The sequence below is a fragment of the Streptomyces sp. NPDC050988 genome, from assembly GCF_044456225.1.
GTDB lineage: Bacteria > Actinomycetota > Actinomycetes > Streptomycetales > Streptomycetaceae > Streptomyces.
Window position 1 is genome coordinate 348668 of the sequence record NZ_JBITFQ010000002.1, and the last position, 15650, is coordinate 364317.

Genomic DNA, 15650 nt, shown 5'->3' on the forward strand with positions numbered 1-15650 from the left:
CCGGGCTCAACGACGCCGACCGCGAATCGAACACACGTGTTTTGGACGGAGCGGATTCCGTGCGGGAGCGCGGAGGGCCAACGTGCCGGATGCATCCACCCTTGACGCACACGGGTCGCTCCGAGCGGCCCGATGGCCGAAACGCCGGTGCGGATACGGGTGTTGCGGGTGGGGCGGTCCGAACTCCGGGCTCTCTCAGCCGACGTGAAGGATCCTGAAGCGGTCGGGTTCCGCCGGGTCTCGGTCGACGACCTGGATCGGCGTTCCGGCCCATTGCCAGACGCTGATGCCCGGCATGCGGGAGAACTGGATCTGCCCGCGGGTGCCTTCGACCGCGGCGCGTGGCCAGGATTCGGCAGTGCTCGCCCGGTCCACGCCGTCGGTACGCAGCACATCGGCGAGGACGGCGACCGTGTCGTAGCCCTCGAAGGCGACGAAGGAGGGCGCTGCGGCCAACTGCTCGCGGAGAGCCGTCTCGACTCGTACGCCGAGTGGGGTGAGGCGTTCGGGCAGGTAGCGCAGGAACGGGATCGCGGCGCTGTCGTCGCCCAGCAGCGTCGCCCATTCGGCGAACTCCGGTTGCCCGGCCGGAGCGCCGATCATGATCTCGGCGAGGCGCTGGTCGCGGCGGACCGACTTGACGATCGACACTGCCGGTTCCGGGTGGCCGACCAGGAGAAGGAGTGCTGTAGCGCGGTTGTCGACGAGTTCGTCGCACACGACCGTGGCGTCGCAGCTGGCCGTGGCGTCGAACGCGCTCATGTCGAGTTCGGTGACGGTGCCGCCGCGTGGAGCGAGGTAGTCCCGCAGGATGCGGGTCCCAGCTGCCCAGTAGACACTCGGCTGGGCTGCTACGGCGATTCGGCTGTGGCCCGCGGCGAGGAGGAAGTCCGCGTAGACCTGCCATCCGCGGGACTGCGGCGGGGAAAGGCGCGCTACCCATTGCGTCGGCTGTTCGGTGAGCGCGTCGAGAACCGCCGACGAGCAGAGGAACGGCAGGCCGAGCGCGTCGGCCCTGGCTGCAGCCGCGCGAGCGACGACGCTGTGATACTCCCCCACCACCGCGGCCACTCCCAGGCGAGCCAACTCATCCACGGCCGCGGCGGCCCGCCGCGGATCAGCCGCGGTGTCCCGGACCACCAGCTCCAGTGGTCTTCCGACGATCCCGCCCGCGTCATTGACTTCACGAACGCCCAACTCGAGTCCGGCAAGCAGGTGTTGGCCCGCCTCGGCCCAGCCGGGCCGGGTCAACGGAACGAGAGCGCCGATCTGTACGGACGATCCGTCGGTCCGCTGCGCTCCGGGTTGCGATGGTGGCGTGGTCATGTGTCGGCGTCTCCCCGTGTGGCGGTGGGCCGGTGGCCGGCCCGGATCGCAGAGTGAATGTCTCAGTGGTCGGCAGCGGAAAGTCAGTGCCTGGACGGTGCCAGATGTGCGCGCTCTCCCTGCGGGCCGAAGAGGGCGAGCAGTTCCGCGGGCCGGCTGTCCGCGCTGCCGATCCAGTGCGGTGTGCGGGTGTCGAACTCCGCGGCCTCTCCGACGCCGAGCCTGAACTCCTGCTCGCCGAGCGCGAACCTGACGTGTCCGTTGAGGACGTAGAACCACTCATATCCCTCGTGGGTCTGCATCTTCATCGTGGGTGCCTGGCCGGCGGGCGGATGGATCACCTTGTAGGCCTGGATGCCGCCGGCCCGTCTGGTCAGTGGCACCATCACCAGCCCGGATCGCCGCACCGGTCGCAGGTGGACGCGCGGGTCGCCGGTGGGCGGCGCCGCGACCAGGTCGTCCAGCGGGACTCCATGCGCCCTGGCCAAGGGAAGCAACTGCTCCAGGGTGGGGCGGAGCTTGCCGTTCTCGAGGCGGGACAGTGTGCTCGCCGTGAGGCCGGTTTCGCTTGCCAGCGCGGCCAGCGTGGCGCTCCGCGCCCGGCGCAGGGCACGCAGTCGCGGCCCGACTCCGGCCAGAACGTCTCCAGCGGGGTTGCCCATGCTGTCCATGTCCCGATGATGCGGATCCGCAATTTTTCTTGCAAGGGCGAAATGGCGCTGGCGATGCTGTCCACACATCACCGGCGCCGAATGTGCGTATCGGATCGCGCTCGGTATGTCCGCCGACGAGGGGACGACTCAGATGGATTCCACCCGACACCGACAGCCCACCTCCGACGCCGCCGGCGACACGGCAGGCGACCAGGGCGCGGCGGACGACGACGCCGAGCTGTTCTGGGAGCGGCACTACCGCACCCCGCGCACCTGGGGTACGCGCGTCAACCCACTGCTCGCCGAGACCGCAACACCACTGGATCCCGGCGCGGCCCTGGATCTGGGCTGCGGCGCCGGCGGCGACGCCCTCTGGCTCGCCCAGCGGGGCTGGCACGTCACCGCCGTGGACATCTCCACCACCGCCGTCGAACGGGTGCGGGACCGTGCCCGCGATCTCGGCGTCGCGGACCGGGTCGTCACCGCACAGCACGATCTGGGCAGGAGCTTCCCGGCCGGCCGGTTCGATCTCGTCTCCGCCCAGTACTTCCACACCCCGCTCCCGTTGCTCCGCAGCCGAGTGCTGAGCAACGCCGCACGGGCTCTGCGACCCGGCGGTCTCCTGCTGATCGTCGACCACGGCTCCACCGCGCCCTGGTCATGGAACCAGGACCCCGACATCCACTTCCCCACACCCACCGAGACCGCCGCCGAGCTCGATCTCGACCCCGCGCTCTGGTCCGTCCTGCGCGCCGACATGCCCCGTCGCCGGGCCACCGGACCCGCTGGTGAGACGGCCACCGTCATCGACAACGTCCTGCTCGTCCAGCACACCGTCCGATGACCGCCCGAAACACACGACATGACGACCGACATCACGTCGGAACGGAGTGACTCGATGCCAGAAAATGACACGCAGCGTTCCCGGACTCGGGCCAAGGACACCGGACCGCCGCTGACCGGCGCCGACGAGAAGGCCACCCTGCGCGGCTTCCTCGACTATCTGCGGAACGCGGTCGCGGACAAGGTCGAGGGCGTGCCGGAACCGCAGGTCCGAACGGGCGGAGTGCCCTCGGGTACCAACCTCCTGGGGCTGGCCAAGCACCTGGCGTTCGTCGAGCGGTTCTACTTCCTCGGTGAGGATGTCGGCGACTGGCGTACGACCATGCGGCCGTCCGCGGAGGACACCGTGGACAGTGTGCTCGCCGACTACCGGGCGACCGTCGAGCGAGCGAACCAGGTCATCGACGCCTGTCCGGATCTGGCTCGTCCCGCGCCGCGACCCCCGCGCCGAGGGCAGGCACCATCGATGCGATGGGTCCTGGTGCACATGATCGAAGAGACCGGCCGGCACGCGGGCCACGCCGACATCCTCCGCGAGCGGATCGACGGATCCACCGGCCGCTGACCGGGCGGCTGCCTACCGGGCGGTGCCTACCGGGCGGAGTCCTGGATGGCTCGGATCAGCGCCGTGGTGGCCGGTGGGTCGGGGGGATCGCCGTAGGTGACGGTGTAGATCTGGCGGGGGAAGCCGGGGATCTCGGTGGTGTGGACGTCGGGCAGGCGGTGGGCGCGGAGTGCGAGTCCGGGCAGGGTGGTGACTCCGATACCGGCGGCGACGAGGGCCTGCACGACGACCATGTCGTCGCAGACTGACTCGATGCGTGGGCTGAAGCCATAGTACAGACAGACGGCCGTCAACTCGCCCTGGCACCGCTCGCAACCGCCGATCCAGGCGGAGTCGCGATGGTTCGCGATGCTGTCGTCCGGGCTCCTGCCCGGCCCTTCTTCATGACCGGCTCAGCGATCCCGGGCCGTCACACCCAGCCGCGCACCCGCACATGGGCGGAGACGGTCGCCTCGAATGCACTGTGCAGAGGAGAGCACCATGCAGCTTGATCGCCTGAAGACTTTCATCGACGACGTGGGACTCGTGGTGCGCGGCACCGACGACGAGCACGAGATCACGGCGCGGGTCGCCGAGCGGCTGTCCGCTCTGCTGGCCGACGGATACCGGCTTCCGCCGGAGGTCACGCGATCATCGCCCGTCCGGCATCTGACGTATCCGCTCTACATCGCTCCGGACGACAGCTGGTCGATGGCGTCCGTGGTCTGGGACGTGGGCCAGCGGACCAAGGTCCATTCGCACGAGACGTGGGGCGTCGCCGGCATCTACGCGGGCGTCGAACACGAGACCCGGTACCTCAAGCCGACGGCGTCCACCGCGAACGCACCCTTGGCGCCGGCCGGTGAAACTCGGTGGTCGCCGGGGCAGGTGACCGTCTGCTGCACCACCGACGACGATGTCCACGCCGTCACGGCCGTCGGCAGCGAACCCACCGTCGGGATCCACGTCTACGGCGGCAATATCGGCACGATCAGGCGGCGTTCGTACGACCCCGCCACCGGCGAAGCCGACTGGTTCGTCTCCGGCTGGGACAGCGCTCAGGACGTGTCCCGAGCGACGGCATCGAGCTGAGAACGGGCTACAGGTCGAGCACCGCCCGGAGCGCGTCGTCCACCAGGGCCTGCTGCGCGGGACCGATGTTGCCGAGGCAGGTGCCTGTCTCGAAGCGGACCGCGGAGAGCTGGAGCAGGTTGACGGCCACGACCGAGGCGTCGACCGGAGTCGCCAGGCGCACGCTCATCGCCGTATCGGGATGAGCCGCGGGGGCGTGCAGCACCAGGGCGACCACGGCCCCGTACCGGTCGGCGAGCCCGTCGAGGCTGGCGATCAGCACGGTCCGGTTGCCCTTGCCGGTGTCGACGTCCCACACATCGCCCTTGCGGATCGTCACAGAGTGTCGCCCTCACCATCGAGGTCGAGGCGCTCCAGGGAGGCGAGGCGACCGGCGGCATCGAGGGTCATCTGACGGCGTACGGCCTTGACGATGTACTCGTTGAGCGAAGCAGCGCCGGCCGCGGCATCGCGCAACGGCTTGTCCATGGAGTCCGGAATCCGAACGGTGATGGCAGTCATGCCACCAAATCTAGTGCCAGGACTGCCGTCACCGCACCCCTTCTCGCCGATGCCGGTCCCCGGAAGGCCTGACCGGGGTCGGCCGCTTCGCCCAAGGCCTGCCGTCCGGTCGAAGCCCCGTACGTGCATACTCAGGCTTTGCGCGCGCACCGGCGTTCGCGAGAAGCAGGAGGTGGGCGATGGTGTCGGCATCGGGGTCGGAGTCCCGGAAGGTCACGATCAACGACGTCGCCAGGTCCGCGGGGGTGTCCAGGCAGACCGTGTCGCGGGCGCTCAACGACAAGGACGAGATCGACAGCGACACCAAACAGCGCGTGCTGGACGCGGCTCGCGCACTCGGTTACCGGCCGAGCCGGTTCGCCCGGGGCCTAGTCCGCCAGGACACCATGACGATCGGGCTGGTCATCCCCGATCTGCTCAACCCGTACTTCACCGAAGTCGCGGCCTCCGCCCTGGAGGCCGCGAGGACCCACGGCTGGCATGTCGTCGTGTACGACACCGCCGACCGGGCGGAAGAGGAACTCGGCACGCTGCAGGTGATCAGTTCGCAGGTCGATGCGGTCATCGGCTACTTCAGCTGCTCCGACAGCGAACTCGAGTCGTTCACCCGAGGCATGCCGGTCGTGCTCATCGGTCGTGAGGGCAGGTCCACGCGGTTCACCTCGATCCGGATCGACGGTCGGGAGGGGGTCCACGCCGCGGTTACGCATCTGGTCGCGAAGGGGCACACACGGATCGGCATGGTCGACCACCAGGCCCGGGCCGAGCCGAGCATCCGGCACACGTGGTTCACGGCGGCCGCGGCGGCGCACGGGATCGACGGCGGCATGGTGGTCGGTGCGGATCAGACGGCCGACGGCGGGGGCGCGGCGCTCAGGGAGTTGCTCACCGCTCATCCCGATGTCACCGCGGTCTTCACGTTCAACGACATCATCGCGATCGGCGCTCTCCGGGAGGCCCGCCGGCTGGACAGGCGCGTGCCGCAGGATCTGGCGGTCGTCGGCTTCGACGGGCTTCAACTGGGAGCGCTCATGGAGCCCCCGCTCACCAGCGTCGCCCTCGACACCCGGCAGCTCGGCGTGCTCGCCATCGAGCAGGTCGCACGGCTGCTGTCGGACCCGCGCACACTCGCGGTCGAGGACCTGGTCGTGCATGCCGAACTGCGGCTGAGCGGGTCCGCGTAGCCCGCCGGAAACGCATCCGCCGCGCATGTCTTGACATTGAACGGCGCCCAAGCGCAGACTTCCGAGCACTTCGCATCGCACCTCGCGAGGTACCTCCGAGGACTCCCGTGAGCGGTCCCGTGAGCGTTCACGGGACCGCTCACAAGCACCCATTACCAGCGTTTTCCATCACCTCGCCACGGCGCTCGGCGCTTGAACCGACACCGTTGCGTCCTGTCCCTTCCACCCAGAGGGCATTCCGCCCGAGGGATCAGCATCGAGCCGCCTAGCACCGTCGCTAGCCGTTGTCTGGAACGGAAACTATGAGCAACGCAGTCACGCGCATCCGCCTCGCCGCCGTCGCCGCGGCAGCCGGCGTCCTCGTACTCGCCGGATGTTCGTCGTCCGACTCGTCGGACAGTTCATCCGCAGCATCCTGCGAGCCCTCGAAGGGCAAGGTCACCCTCCAGTACTGGAACACCGTCAACGGCATGGACAAGGTCGTCGACCTGTGGAACAAGGACCATCCCAACATCCAGGTCGAGTCGAAGAACATCTCCAACGACCAGTACGGCGCAATCGGCAACGCCCTCAAGGCCGGTAAGGCCCCGGACCTCGCCCAGGTCGGCTACGACCAGCTGCCCACCCTGCGCTCCCAGGACGCCTTCGTGGACGCCTCGGCCTGCAAGACGGCCGCCGGCACCAAGTCGGAGTTCGTGCCGTGGACCTGGTCGCAGACCAGCTTCGGCGGTGAAGGGGTGTACGCCCTTCCGCAGGACACGGGCCCGATGGCCATGTACGTGCGCACCGACATCTTCAAGAAGTACGACGTCCCGATTCCGACGACCTGGGACGAGTACACCAGCGCCGCGGAGAAGCTGCACAAGGCGAACCCGAAGCTCACCATGACGTTCTTCGACCCGAACAACGCCGAGTGGTTCAACGGGCTCCTCTGGCAGAACAACGCGAACATGTACAGCTACTCCGACGACAAGTGGCACGTCACCGTCGACTCGGACAAGAGCAAGCAGGTCGCCGAGTACTGGCAGAAGCTGATCGACGACAAGCTCGTGCGCACCGACCTCGCCAACGGGTCGACGCAGATGTTCGCCGCCTACCAGAACGACCAGATGGCCACCCAGCTCGGGGCGGCCTGGGGCTACACGGGCATCCGTGACAACCTGCCCGGCCAGGCCGGCAAGTGGTCGATCGTCCCGATGCCGACCTGGGGTGCGGGCGGCAACTCCGGTGACTGGGGCGGCTCGACCGTCGCGTTCATGAAGGGCGGCAAGCACCTCTACGAGGCGGCCGAGTTCAACACATGGCTCAACACCGACCCCGAGGCGCTCGCGCTGGCGAACGAGGTGGGCGGCCTGTACCCGGCGTCCACCGACGGACTGAAGCTCCCGGCGCTGACCAAGGGTGTGCCGTACTACAACAACGAGAAGATCTTCGACGTCTTCGCCGAGTCGTCCAAGAAGGTCGACACCGACTTCAGCTGGGGCCCCACCCAGAAGACGGTGAACCTGGCACTGCAGGACGCGATGGCCAAGGCGGTGGCCGGTGACGGCAAGCTGACCGGCGCGCTCGCGGCCGCCCAGGCCTCCGCGCTGAAGTCGATGGACGACCTGGCGATCCCGGCCACGGCGGGCAAGTGACCGCGGAATGACCGACATCGCACCGAAGCACCGCAGCGCCGCAGCACCGCAGCACCGCAGCGCCGGAGGGGCGGGGGGGGGGGGGGGGGGGGGGGGCCGCCGCCCCCCCCCCCCCCCCCCCCCCCCCCCCCCCCCCCCCCCCGCGGCGCCCCCCCCCCCCCGGGGGCGGCGGGGGGGGGGGGCGGGGCCCGCCCCCCCCCCCCCCGGGCCGGCACCATCGTCGCGTTCCTGACACCCTTCTTCCTGCCGTTCGTCCTCTTCTACCTGGTGCCCATCGGCTACGCGCTCTGGCAGAGCTTCCGCGTGGTACGCCGCTCCGGCGGGCAGTACGGCACCTCGTACACGACGTTCGGCGGCTTCGAGCAGTACGTCGAGGTGTTCCAGAACGAGGAGTTCTGGGCCAGCATCGGCCGTATCGGCCTGTTCGGCATCGTGCAGGTGCCCGTGATGCTGTTCACCGCGCTGGTCATGGCGCTGCTCCTCGACACCCACCTGCTGAAGCTCAAGGGGTTCTTCCGCACCGCCGCGTTCATGCCCTACGCGGTGCCCGGCGTCATCGCCGCGATCATGTGGTCGTATCTCTACTCGCCCCAACTGAGCCCGGTCGTCGACCTGTTGAACGGCATCGGCCTCAAGCCTGACTTCCTCGGCCCGGGTGCCGTGCTGTGGTCGGCGGCGAACGTGTCGACCTGGCTGTGGACCGGCTACAACATGCTGATCATGTTCTCGGCGCTGCAGTCCATCCCGCAGGAACTCTACGAGGCCGCGAGGATCGACGGGGCGAGCAACTGGGTCATCGCCTGGCGCATCAAGGTCCCGATCATCGCCCCGTCCATCGTCATGACCACGGTGTTCTCGATCATCGGCACACTCCAGCTGTACTCCGAGCCGGCCGTGCTGCGGCAGATCTCCTCGAACATCTCCAGCACGTTCACCCCGAACATGCTGGCGTACACCGTGGCCGTCGGGAACAACTACCAGCAGGCCGCCGCCATTTCGGTGGTCATCGCCGTCATCACGTTCGTCTTGAGCTTCGGGTTCATGCGACTGACCTCCAAGAGGGCGGGACTGTGAGCAATCGACCCCCTTCGCAGGAAAGCCGCGTGAGTCGTACGGCCGTCATGGCCCTGATGCTCGTGCTGGCGATCTACTTCATGCTGCCGCTGTACTTCCTGATCGTCGCGGCGACCAAACCGCAGGGCGATCTCGCCTCCACCAGCGGCCTGACGTTCTCGAACTTCCAGCTGTTCGAGAATCTGCACACCCTGTTCACCTTCAACGACGGCATCTTCGCCCGATGGATCCTCAACACCGTCGTCTACGCGGTGCTGGGCGCGGCCGTGGGCACCCTGATCTCGGCGCTGTGCGGCTACGCGCTCGCCAAGTTCCGCTTCCGCGGCCGGGAGTTCCTGTTCTCGGTGATTCTCGGCGGTGTGCTGGTCCCCAGTACCGCGCTGGCGCTGCCGCTGTTCCTGCTGTTCTCCGAGGTCGGGCTCGTCAACACCTACTTCGCGGTCTTCCTGCCCAGCATCGTCAGCCCGTTCGGCGTCTATCTCGCGAGGATCTTCGCGAACGCCGCCGTGCCGCAGGAACTCATCGAGTCCGCGCGCCTCGACGGTGCCGGCGAGTTCCGCACGTTCTTCTCGGTGTCGTTCAAGCTGATGTCGCCGGCGCTGGTGACCATCTTCCTGTTCCAGTTCGTCGGCATCTGGAACAACTTCTTCCTCCCGATGGTGATGCTCCAGAAGGAGGAGCTCTTCCCGATCACGCTCGGCCTCTTCACCTGGAACGGGCAGACCGCCCGCACCCCGCTCCTCCAGGAGTCCGTGATCATGGGCTCGCTGGTGTCGATCGTGCCCGTGATCATCCTGTTCATCGTCCTCCAGCGGTTCTGGCGCACCGGGCTCGCCGCCGGCTCCCTCAAGTGACCGCCCGCGCCCGCTTCTTGTCTCCGTACGCCCCGCCCGCACAGAAGGTTCCTCCCGCCATGAGCAACTCCGCCGTCTTCGTGCCCCATTTCCACTGGGACCGGGAGTGGTACGAGCCGTTCCAGGTCTTCCGGCACCGGCTGGTCGCCGCCCTCGACACCGTGCTGGAGACGGCCGAGGCGAACCCGGACTTCCGGTTCACCGTCGACGGGCAGATGGCCGCGATCGAGGACTACCTGGAGATGCGGCCGGAGAACCGCGACCGCCTCGTGGCCCTGGTCACCGAGGGACGGATCGCCATCGGCCCGTGGCTCATCCTGCTCGACGAGTTCCTCTGCTCCGGCGAGACCATCGTCCGCAACCTGCAGATGGGGTGGGCGGCCGCGGCGGACCTCGGCGGCGCGATGCCCATCGGCTATCTGCCGGACATGTTCGGCCACGTCGCGCAGATGCCGCAGATCCTGGCGCGCGCCGGCATCGAGCACGCGGCACTGTGGCGCGGTGTGCCGGGCTCCGTCGACGGTCACGCCTTCCGCTGGCGGGCACCAGACGGCTCCGAGGTGCGCACCGAGTTCCTCTTCGACGGCTACGACAACGGGCTCGACGTGTTGCTGGTGCCCGACCAGATCGGCCGTGCGCTGGGCGAGTACGCGGAGATGACGGCCGAACGGTGGGGCGGCGATCCGGTACTGGCGATGGCGGGCACGGACCACAACGCGCCCGACCCGCACCTCGCGGCCTGGCTGCGGCAGGCCGCCCGTGAAGGACGGGCCATCACCATCGCGACCCTCGACGAGTACCTGCGCAAGCATGTGCGCGACGAGGTGTCCGCCGTCGTCACCGGGGAGCTGCGCAGCCATGTGCGCGGCAACATCCTGCCGGGCGTACTCTCCGTGCGGCTCGGGCTCAAGCAGCGGATGGCAGTCGCCGAGCGCACGGTCGACCACGCCGAGCGCATGAACGCGCTGTGGTCCCGGCGCGACGACTCACCGTTCCTCTCCCTCGCCTGGCACAAGATCATCGAGTCGACCGCGCACGACTCGGTCGTCGGCTCCGGCACCGACGAGACCTGCGACCAGGTCGCCGCACGCCTGGCGGAGGCCGCGCAGACCGCGCGCGCCGTGCGGGACGCGGCACTCGCCGAACCGGCCGCCCTGGTGCCGAGCGACGGCTACCTGGTCGCCAACCCACTGCCGTTCGGGCGTACGGCGCTGGTCGAGGTGGATGTCGCCGCCCCGCCCGCCGGAACGGGGCCGGCCGCGATCGCCGCCGACGGCTCGACGCACCCCGTACAGCTGATCGCCGAGGCACCGACGGTCCTCAGCGACGAGCGCATGGACGCCTCCCAACTCGAACGCGTGCTGCGTCGTATCCACCGCCGCGAACTGTTCGGCCGGCTCATCGACCGCTACGAACTCACCCCCGGCCAGCTCGTCTTCCACCTCGCGGAGGTCCCCACCAGCGGGCCCTTCGACCTGCTGATCCTGCGCCGGGAGGTCGCCGCGGCGGCCGCCGCGCATCCGGGTGAGTGGCGGGTGCTGACAGTGGAGGAAGCCCGGGCCACCGCACTCGTACCCGTGCGGGTCCCCGCCTCCGGGCTGACCGCCTTCCGGGTCGAGCCGCGCGAGACCACCGCCGCCACGCCGGCCTCGTACGAGCCCGCGACGGCGACGGCGACGGACCGCACACTCTCCAACGGCCTGGTCGAGGTCACGGTCGCCGCCGACGGCACGCTGGGCATCACCGGCTCCGACGGGACCGTACTGAACGGCGTCGGCCGTCTTGTCGACGGCGGTGACCGCGGCGACAGCTACAACTACGCTCCCCCGGCGCACGACATCCTCGTCTCGGACCCGACGGAGATCACCGTCGACCTTCTCGAGGACGGCCCGCTGCGGTCACGGCTGCGAGTCACCCGCGTCTACCCGTGGCCCGCCGCGCTCTCCTCCGACCGCGATCTGCGCGACGAACGGATCGTGCCGACACCGGTGGAGACGCTCGTGGAAGTACGTACCGGTGAACCGTTCGTACGGGTCTCGACCTCGTTCCTGAACCAGTCCGCGGACCACCGGCTGCGCTTCCACGTGCCGCTGCCCGAGCCGGTGGCCACGTCCTCGTCCGCCGGCCAGTTCGCCGTCACCGAACGCGGTCTGACCGCCGAGGGCGGATGGGGCGAGTACCCGTTGCCGACCTTCCCGGCCAGTACGTTCGTGTCGGCGGGCCCCGCCACGGTCCTGCTCGACCACTCCAGCGAGTACGAACTCGTCGGCGACGGCACCGAACTCGCCCTCACCCTGCTGCGCGCGATCGGCTCGATCAGCGTCAACATCCATCCTCTCCGCGACGAACCCGCGGCGAGCGAGATCCCCGCGCCGGGTGCGCAGGACCTCGGCATGCGCGTCGAGAACCGCTTCGCCGTCGTGCCCTCGGCAACGGGCTGGCTCGGGGCGCACGCGGTCGCACTCGCCGAGGAGTTCCGCAACGACGTGCTCGTCACGCGCGGAACCGCCCCGGCCGGGGGCCAACTGCCGCCCGACACGGCCGGGTTGGGCGTCGAGGGCCAGGACGTTCTCGTGTCCGGCATCCGCCGCGTCGCCGACGACGAGTCCGGGGCCGGGATCGAAGTGCGGCTGGCCGCGATGAGCGACAGCGCGTCCACCGTCCGTGTGACGGGCACGTTCTCCGAGGCCACCACCGTGGACCTGCTCGGACGGCCGATCTCCCGCGCCCAGGCCCCGGACGAACTCGAACTGGCCCTCGGTCCATGGGAGATCCGCACGGTCGTACTCCGGTAGCGACCCGTCGTATCTGCCTCGTACGTGACACACAGTCGTATGTGACACACAGAAAGAGTTGTGACCTCTTGCCCAGCGAGTTCTCCCCCCATGTTTCGGACATCGCGCCAGGCCGTGGCGCACTGCGCCCGGCGCGCTCGTGGCTGCACTCCGACGCGCCCTCGCGTTCACTGAACGGGCCCTGGCGGTTCCGGCTGTCCCCCACGGCGTCGGTGGCCGAGGACTTCGCGGCCGACGGCTTCGTCGACGACGGCTGGGACAGCATCCCCGTGCCCTCCCACTGGGTGCTGGAGGGGGACGGGGCCTACGGCCGGCCGATCTACACGAACATCCAGTTCCCCTTCCCGATCGACCCGCCCCACGTCCCGGACGAGAACCCGACCGGCGACTACCGCCGCAACTTCGACGTCCCCGCCGACTGGTCGGACGCCGAACGCGTGGTGCTGCGCTTCGACGGTGTCGAGTCGCTGTTCCGGGTGTGGGTCAACGGCGTCGAGATCGGCAGTGCGAGCGGCAGCCGGCTCGCCCACGAATTCGACGTGACCTCGGCGGTGCGCACGGGCGACAACGTCGTCGCCGTACGGGTCCACCAGTGGTCGGCGGCCAGCTACGTCGAGGACCAGGACCAGTGGTGGCTGCCGGGCATCTTCCGCGATGTCACCCTGATCGCCCGGCCCGCCGGAGGCATCGAGGACGTCTGGCTGCGGACCGCCTTCGACGACGGGCGCGGCCGCGTCGAAGCGGAGATCACCGCCGACGCGGCCGCCTTCCCGGTCACCCTGCGCATCCCCGAACTCGGCGTCGAGCACGTGTGGCCCGCGCCGGCCGACGTGGCCCCCGTCGACGTCACCGGCGTACAGCCCTGGTCGGCCGAACAGCCCCGCCTTTACGACGCCACCGTGTCCACGGCCGCGGAGAGCATCGCGCTGCGGGTGGGTTTCCGCACGGTCGAGATCCGCGGCGACCAGTTCCTGGTCAACGGCAGCCGCGTCGTCTTCCACGGGGTGAACCGTCATGAGACGCATCCCGAGCGTGGGCGCGTCTTCGACGAGGAGCACGCCCGCGAGGACCTGGCGCGCATGAAGCGGTTCAACGTCAACGCCATCCGCACCAGCCACTACCCACCGCATCCCCGGCTGCTCGACCTGGCCGACGAACTCGGCTTCTGGGTGGTCCTCGAATGCGATCTGGAGACACACGGCTTCGAAAAGGTCGACTGGGTCGGCAATCCGAGTGATGACCCGGCCTGGCGCGAGGCCTGTCTGGACCGCATCCGGCGCACCGTCGAACGGGACAAGAACCATCCCAGCATCGTGATCTGGTCGCTCGGCAACGAATCGGGGACCGGCGGCAACCTGGCCGCCATGTCGGCGTGGGTCCACGCCCGCGACACCGGACGGCCCGTGCACTACGAAGGCGACTACACCGGCGAGTACACCGACATCTACTCGCGCATGTACGCCTCGGTGCCGGAGACCGAGCAGATCGGGGCCGACAGCGCACGCTCGGCTCTGCTGAACTGCACTCCCGCGCAGAGTGCCCGGCAGCGCACCAAGCCGTTCCTGCTGTGCGAGTACGCGCACGCGATGGGCAACGGGCCGGGCGCGTTCGACCAGTACGAGGCACTCGTGCGGCGGTATCCGCGGCTGCACGGCGGCTTCGTATGGGAGTGGCGCGATCACGGCATCCTCGCCGCGACCCCGGACGGGACGCCGTACTACGCCTACGGTGGCGACTTCCGAGAGGTCGTGCACGACGGCAACTTCGTGATGGACGGCATGCTGTTGAGCAACGACGTCCCCACCCCCAGCCTCCACGAGTACAAGGCGGTCGCGCAGCCCGTCGAGTTCGTCTTCGACGGCGAAAAGGTCGTGGTCACGAACCTGCGGCATTCGGCCGACACGTCGGACCTGCGCTTCCGCTGGCGCGTCGAGCACGACGGACTCCCCGTCGCCTCGGGGGACTTGGAGATCCCCGTCGTCGCCGCGGGCGGGTCTCAGCGGGCGTCACTGCCCCCCATCGCGGTCGCCCCCGACGCCGAGACGTGGCTCACGATCGACGCGACGCTGGCAGCGTCAACTCCTTGGGCAGCTGAAGGACATGTGATCGCCACGGCCCAACTGGACTGCTCGGCACGGCGTCCCGTGCCCGCGGTCCGGACACAGCCACAGGCCGATTGGCGAACGGGCGACGGAACTCTGTCGCTCGGAATCGCCGAGTTCGCCGGTGGATCCCTTGTCCGCCTCGCCGGCCGCGCTGTGACCGGCCCTCGGCTGGAGCTGTTCCGCGCGCCGACCGACAACGACGAAAGCCCGTCCGACGGGATCGCCGAGAGCGACAACAGCATCGCCGGGGTGTCCAGCGCCGATCTGTGGCGGCGCGACGGCCTCGACCGGCTGACCAACCGGCGCGTCTCCGTGGAGCACACCGCGGACGCGCTGCGCACCCTCGACAAGGTCTCCGCGGCGGACTCCGCGCTGAGCGTGATGGTGGAGTCCGTCTGGTCGCTGGTGGACGGCGAGCTGGAACTGCGCGTGGAGATCGAGCCCTCGCGCGGCTGGCAGACAGTGTGGCCCCGTATCGGCGTCGGCTTCGAACTGCCCGACGGCGTGGCTCCCGTCGACGGGGCCCAGTGGTTCGGTCTGGGCCCGCTGGAGACCTACCCCGACAGTCTCCGCGCGGCCCGCACCGGCCGCTTCTCCGCCACGGTCCACGACCTCTCGGTGGACTACGCACGTCCCCAGGAGACCGGACACCGCTCCGAACTGCGCCGGCTGACGCTGACGAGCGGCTCCACCGAAGTACTGCGCATCGAGGCCCTGCCCGACACCCGGGGGCGTCGCCCCGGCTTCACCCTCAGCCGCCACACACCCCAGCAGATCGCCCGAGCCGAGCGCCCCTTCGAGCTAGGCGCCTCGACGACGAGCCACCTGATCGTCGACGCGGCCCAGCACGGTCTCGGCTCACGGACCTGCGGACCCGATGTCTGGCCCGAGTTCGCGCTTCGGCCCGAGTCGCGCACGATCAGGCTGCGTATCTCGGCGGGATAGGGATCCGCGGATCCGCGCTGGTGCTGGTGCCTGCCGCGTGGTGCGCGGTCTGCAATCCGCAGACCGCGCGCCGCGGGCACCGGCGAACTCCCGGCGC

General features: G+C 69.4%; 14 protein-coding genes. 9 read left to right on the forward strand and 5 right to left on the reverse strand.

From position 1 onward, the window contains the following. Positions 1-195 precede the first annotated feature (195 nt). Positions 196-1326, reverse strand: a complete 1131-nt coding sequence (locus tag ACIBEI_RS06390; RefSeq protein ID WP_398885649.1) for an ABC transporter substrate-binding protein — start codon at positions 1324-1326, stop codon at positions 196-198. A gap of 83 nt (positions 1327-1409) precedes the next feature. Continuing rightward, entirely contained in the window at positions 1410-1997 is a 588-nt protein-coding gene (locus ACIBEI_RS06395) for a helix-turn-helix domain-containing protein (protein WP_398885651.1), read from the reverse strand. A 133-nt stretch (positions 1998-2130) separates the two neighbouring features. Here ACIBEI_RS06395 and ACIBEI_RS06400 point away from each other — a divergent pair, with 133 nt between their 5' ends. Then, on the forward strand, positions 2131-2823 hold the full coding sequence (locus tag ACIBEI_RS06400) for a class I SAM-dependent methyltransferase (protein ID WP_398885653.1): 693 nt from the start codon (positions 2131-2133) through the stop codon (positions 2821-2823). Positions 2824-2877: 54 nt separating this feature from the next. Continuing rightward, on the forward strand, positions 2878-3387 hold the full coding sequence (locus tag ACIBEI_RS06405) for a DinB family protein (protein WP_398885655.1): 510 nt from the start codon (positions 2878-2880) through the stop codon (positions 3385-3387). 26 nt (positions 3388-3413) lie between these two features. On the opposite strand, the gene ACIBEI_RS06410 is transcribed toward ACIBEI_RS06405, so the two are convergent. Beyond that, complete coding sequence (locus tag ACIBEI_RS06410; protein ID WP_398886313.1) at positions 3414-3737, reverse strand: LysR substrate-binding domain-containing protein; 324 nt, start codon at positions 3735-3737, stop codon at positions 3414-3416. 130 nt (positions 3738-3867) lie between these two features. On the opposite strand from ACIBEI_RS06410, the gene ACIBEI_RS06415 reads away from it, so the two are divergent. Continuing rightward, positions 3868-4458, forward strand: a complete 591-nt coding sequence (locus ACIBEI_RS06415) for a hypothetical protein (RefSeq protein WP_398885657.1) — start codon at positions 3868-3870, stop codon at positions 4456-4458. Between the two features lie 7 nt (positions 4459-4465). On the opposite strand, the gene ACIBEI_RS06420 is transcribed toward ACIBEI_RS06415, so the two are convergent. Together ACIBEI_RS06420 and ACIBEI_RS06425 are read right to left on the reverse strand one after the other, a co-directional pair. Further along, positions 4466-4777, reverse strand: a complete 312-nt coding sequence (locus ACIBEI_RS06420) for a hypothetical protein (RefSeq protein ID WP_200393642.1) — start codon at positions 4775-4777, stop codon at positions 4466-4468. Continuing rightward, positions 4774-4959, reverse strand: coding sequence for a hypothetical protein (locus ACIBEI_RS06425; RefSeq protein WP_143642668.1), 186 nt, complete (start codon positions 4957-4959; stop codon positions 4774-4776). Before ACIBEI_RS06425 ends, ACIBEI_RS06420 begins: the two co-directional genes overlap by 4 nt. Before the next feature lie 179 nt (positions 4960-5138). Between ACIBEI_RS06425 and ACIBEI_RS06430 the strand changes: the two genes are divergently transcribed. From ACIBEI_RS06430 to ACIBEI_RS06455, 6 genes are all read left to right on the forward strand, one after another. Continuing rightward, positions 5139-6143 carry a LacI family DNA-binding transcriptional regulator gene (locus ACIBEI_RS06430; protein ID WP_398885660.1) on the forward strand — a complete coding sequence of 335 codons (1005 nt, stop codon included), beginning with the start codon at positions 5139-5141 and terminating at the stop codon, positions 6141-6143. Between the two features lie 302 nt (positions 6144-6445). Continuing rightward, the gene (locus ACIBEI_RS06435) at positions 6446-7780 is read left to right on the forward strand and encodes an ABC transporter substrate-binding protein (protein ID WP_398885662.1); all 1335 of its coding nucleotides are present in this window, start codon (positions 6446-6448) and stop codon (positions 7778-7780) included. A 216-nt stretch (positions 7781-7996) separates the two neighbouring features. Then, positions 7997-8854 (forward strand): carbohydrate ABC transporter permease, encoded by an 858-nt coding sequence (locus ACIBEI_RS06440; RefSeq protein WP_398886315.1) that lies wholly within the window; start codon positions 7997-7999, stop codon positions 8852-8854. 47 nt (positions 8855-8901) lie between these two features. Further along, entirely contained in the window at positions 8902-9708 is an 807-nt protein-coding gene (locus ACIBEI_RS06445; RefSeq protein ID WP_386666873.1) for a carbohydrate ABC transporter permease, read from the forward strand. 59 nt (positions 9709-9767) lie between these two features. Next, the gene (locus ACIBEI_RS06450; protein WP_398885664.1) at positions 9768-12503 is read left to right on the forward strand and encodes an alpha-mannosidase; all 2736 of its coding nucleotides are present in this window, start codon (positions 9768-9770) and stop codon (positions 12501-12503) included. Between the two features lie 68 nt (positions 12504-12571). Then, a complete protein-coding gene (locus ACIBEI_RS06455; RefSeq protein WP_398885666.1) occupies positions 12572-15553 on the forward strand; it encodes a glycoside hydrolase family 2 TIM barrel-domain containing protein in 2982 nt (993 codons plus the stop codon). The last annotated feature ends 97 nt before the right edge of the window (positions 15554-15650 follow it).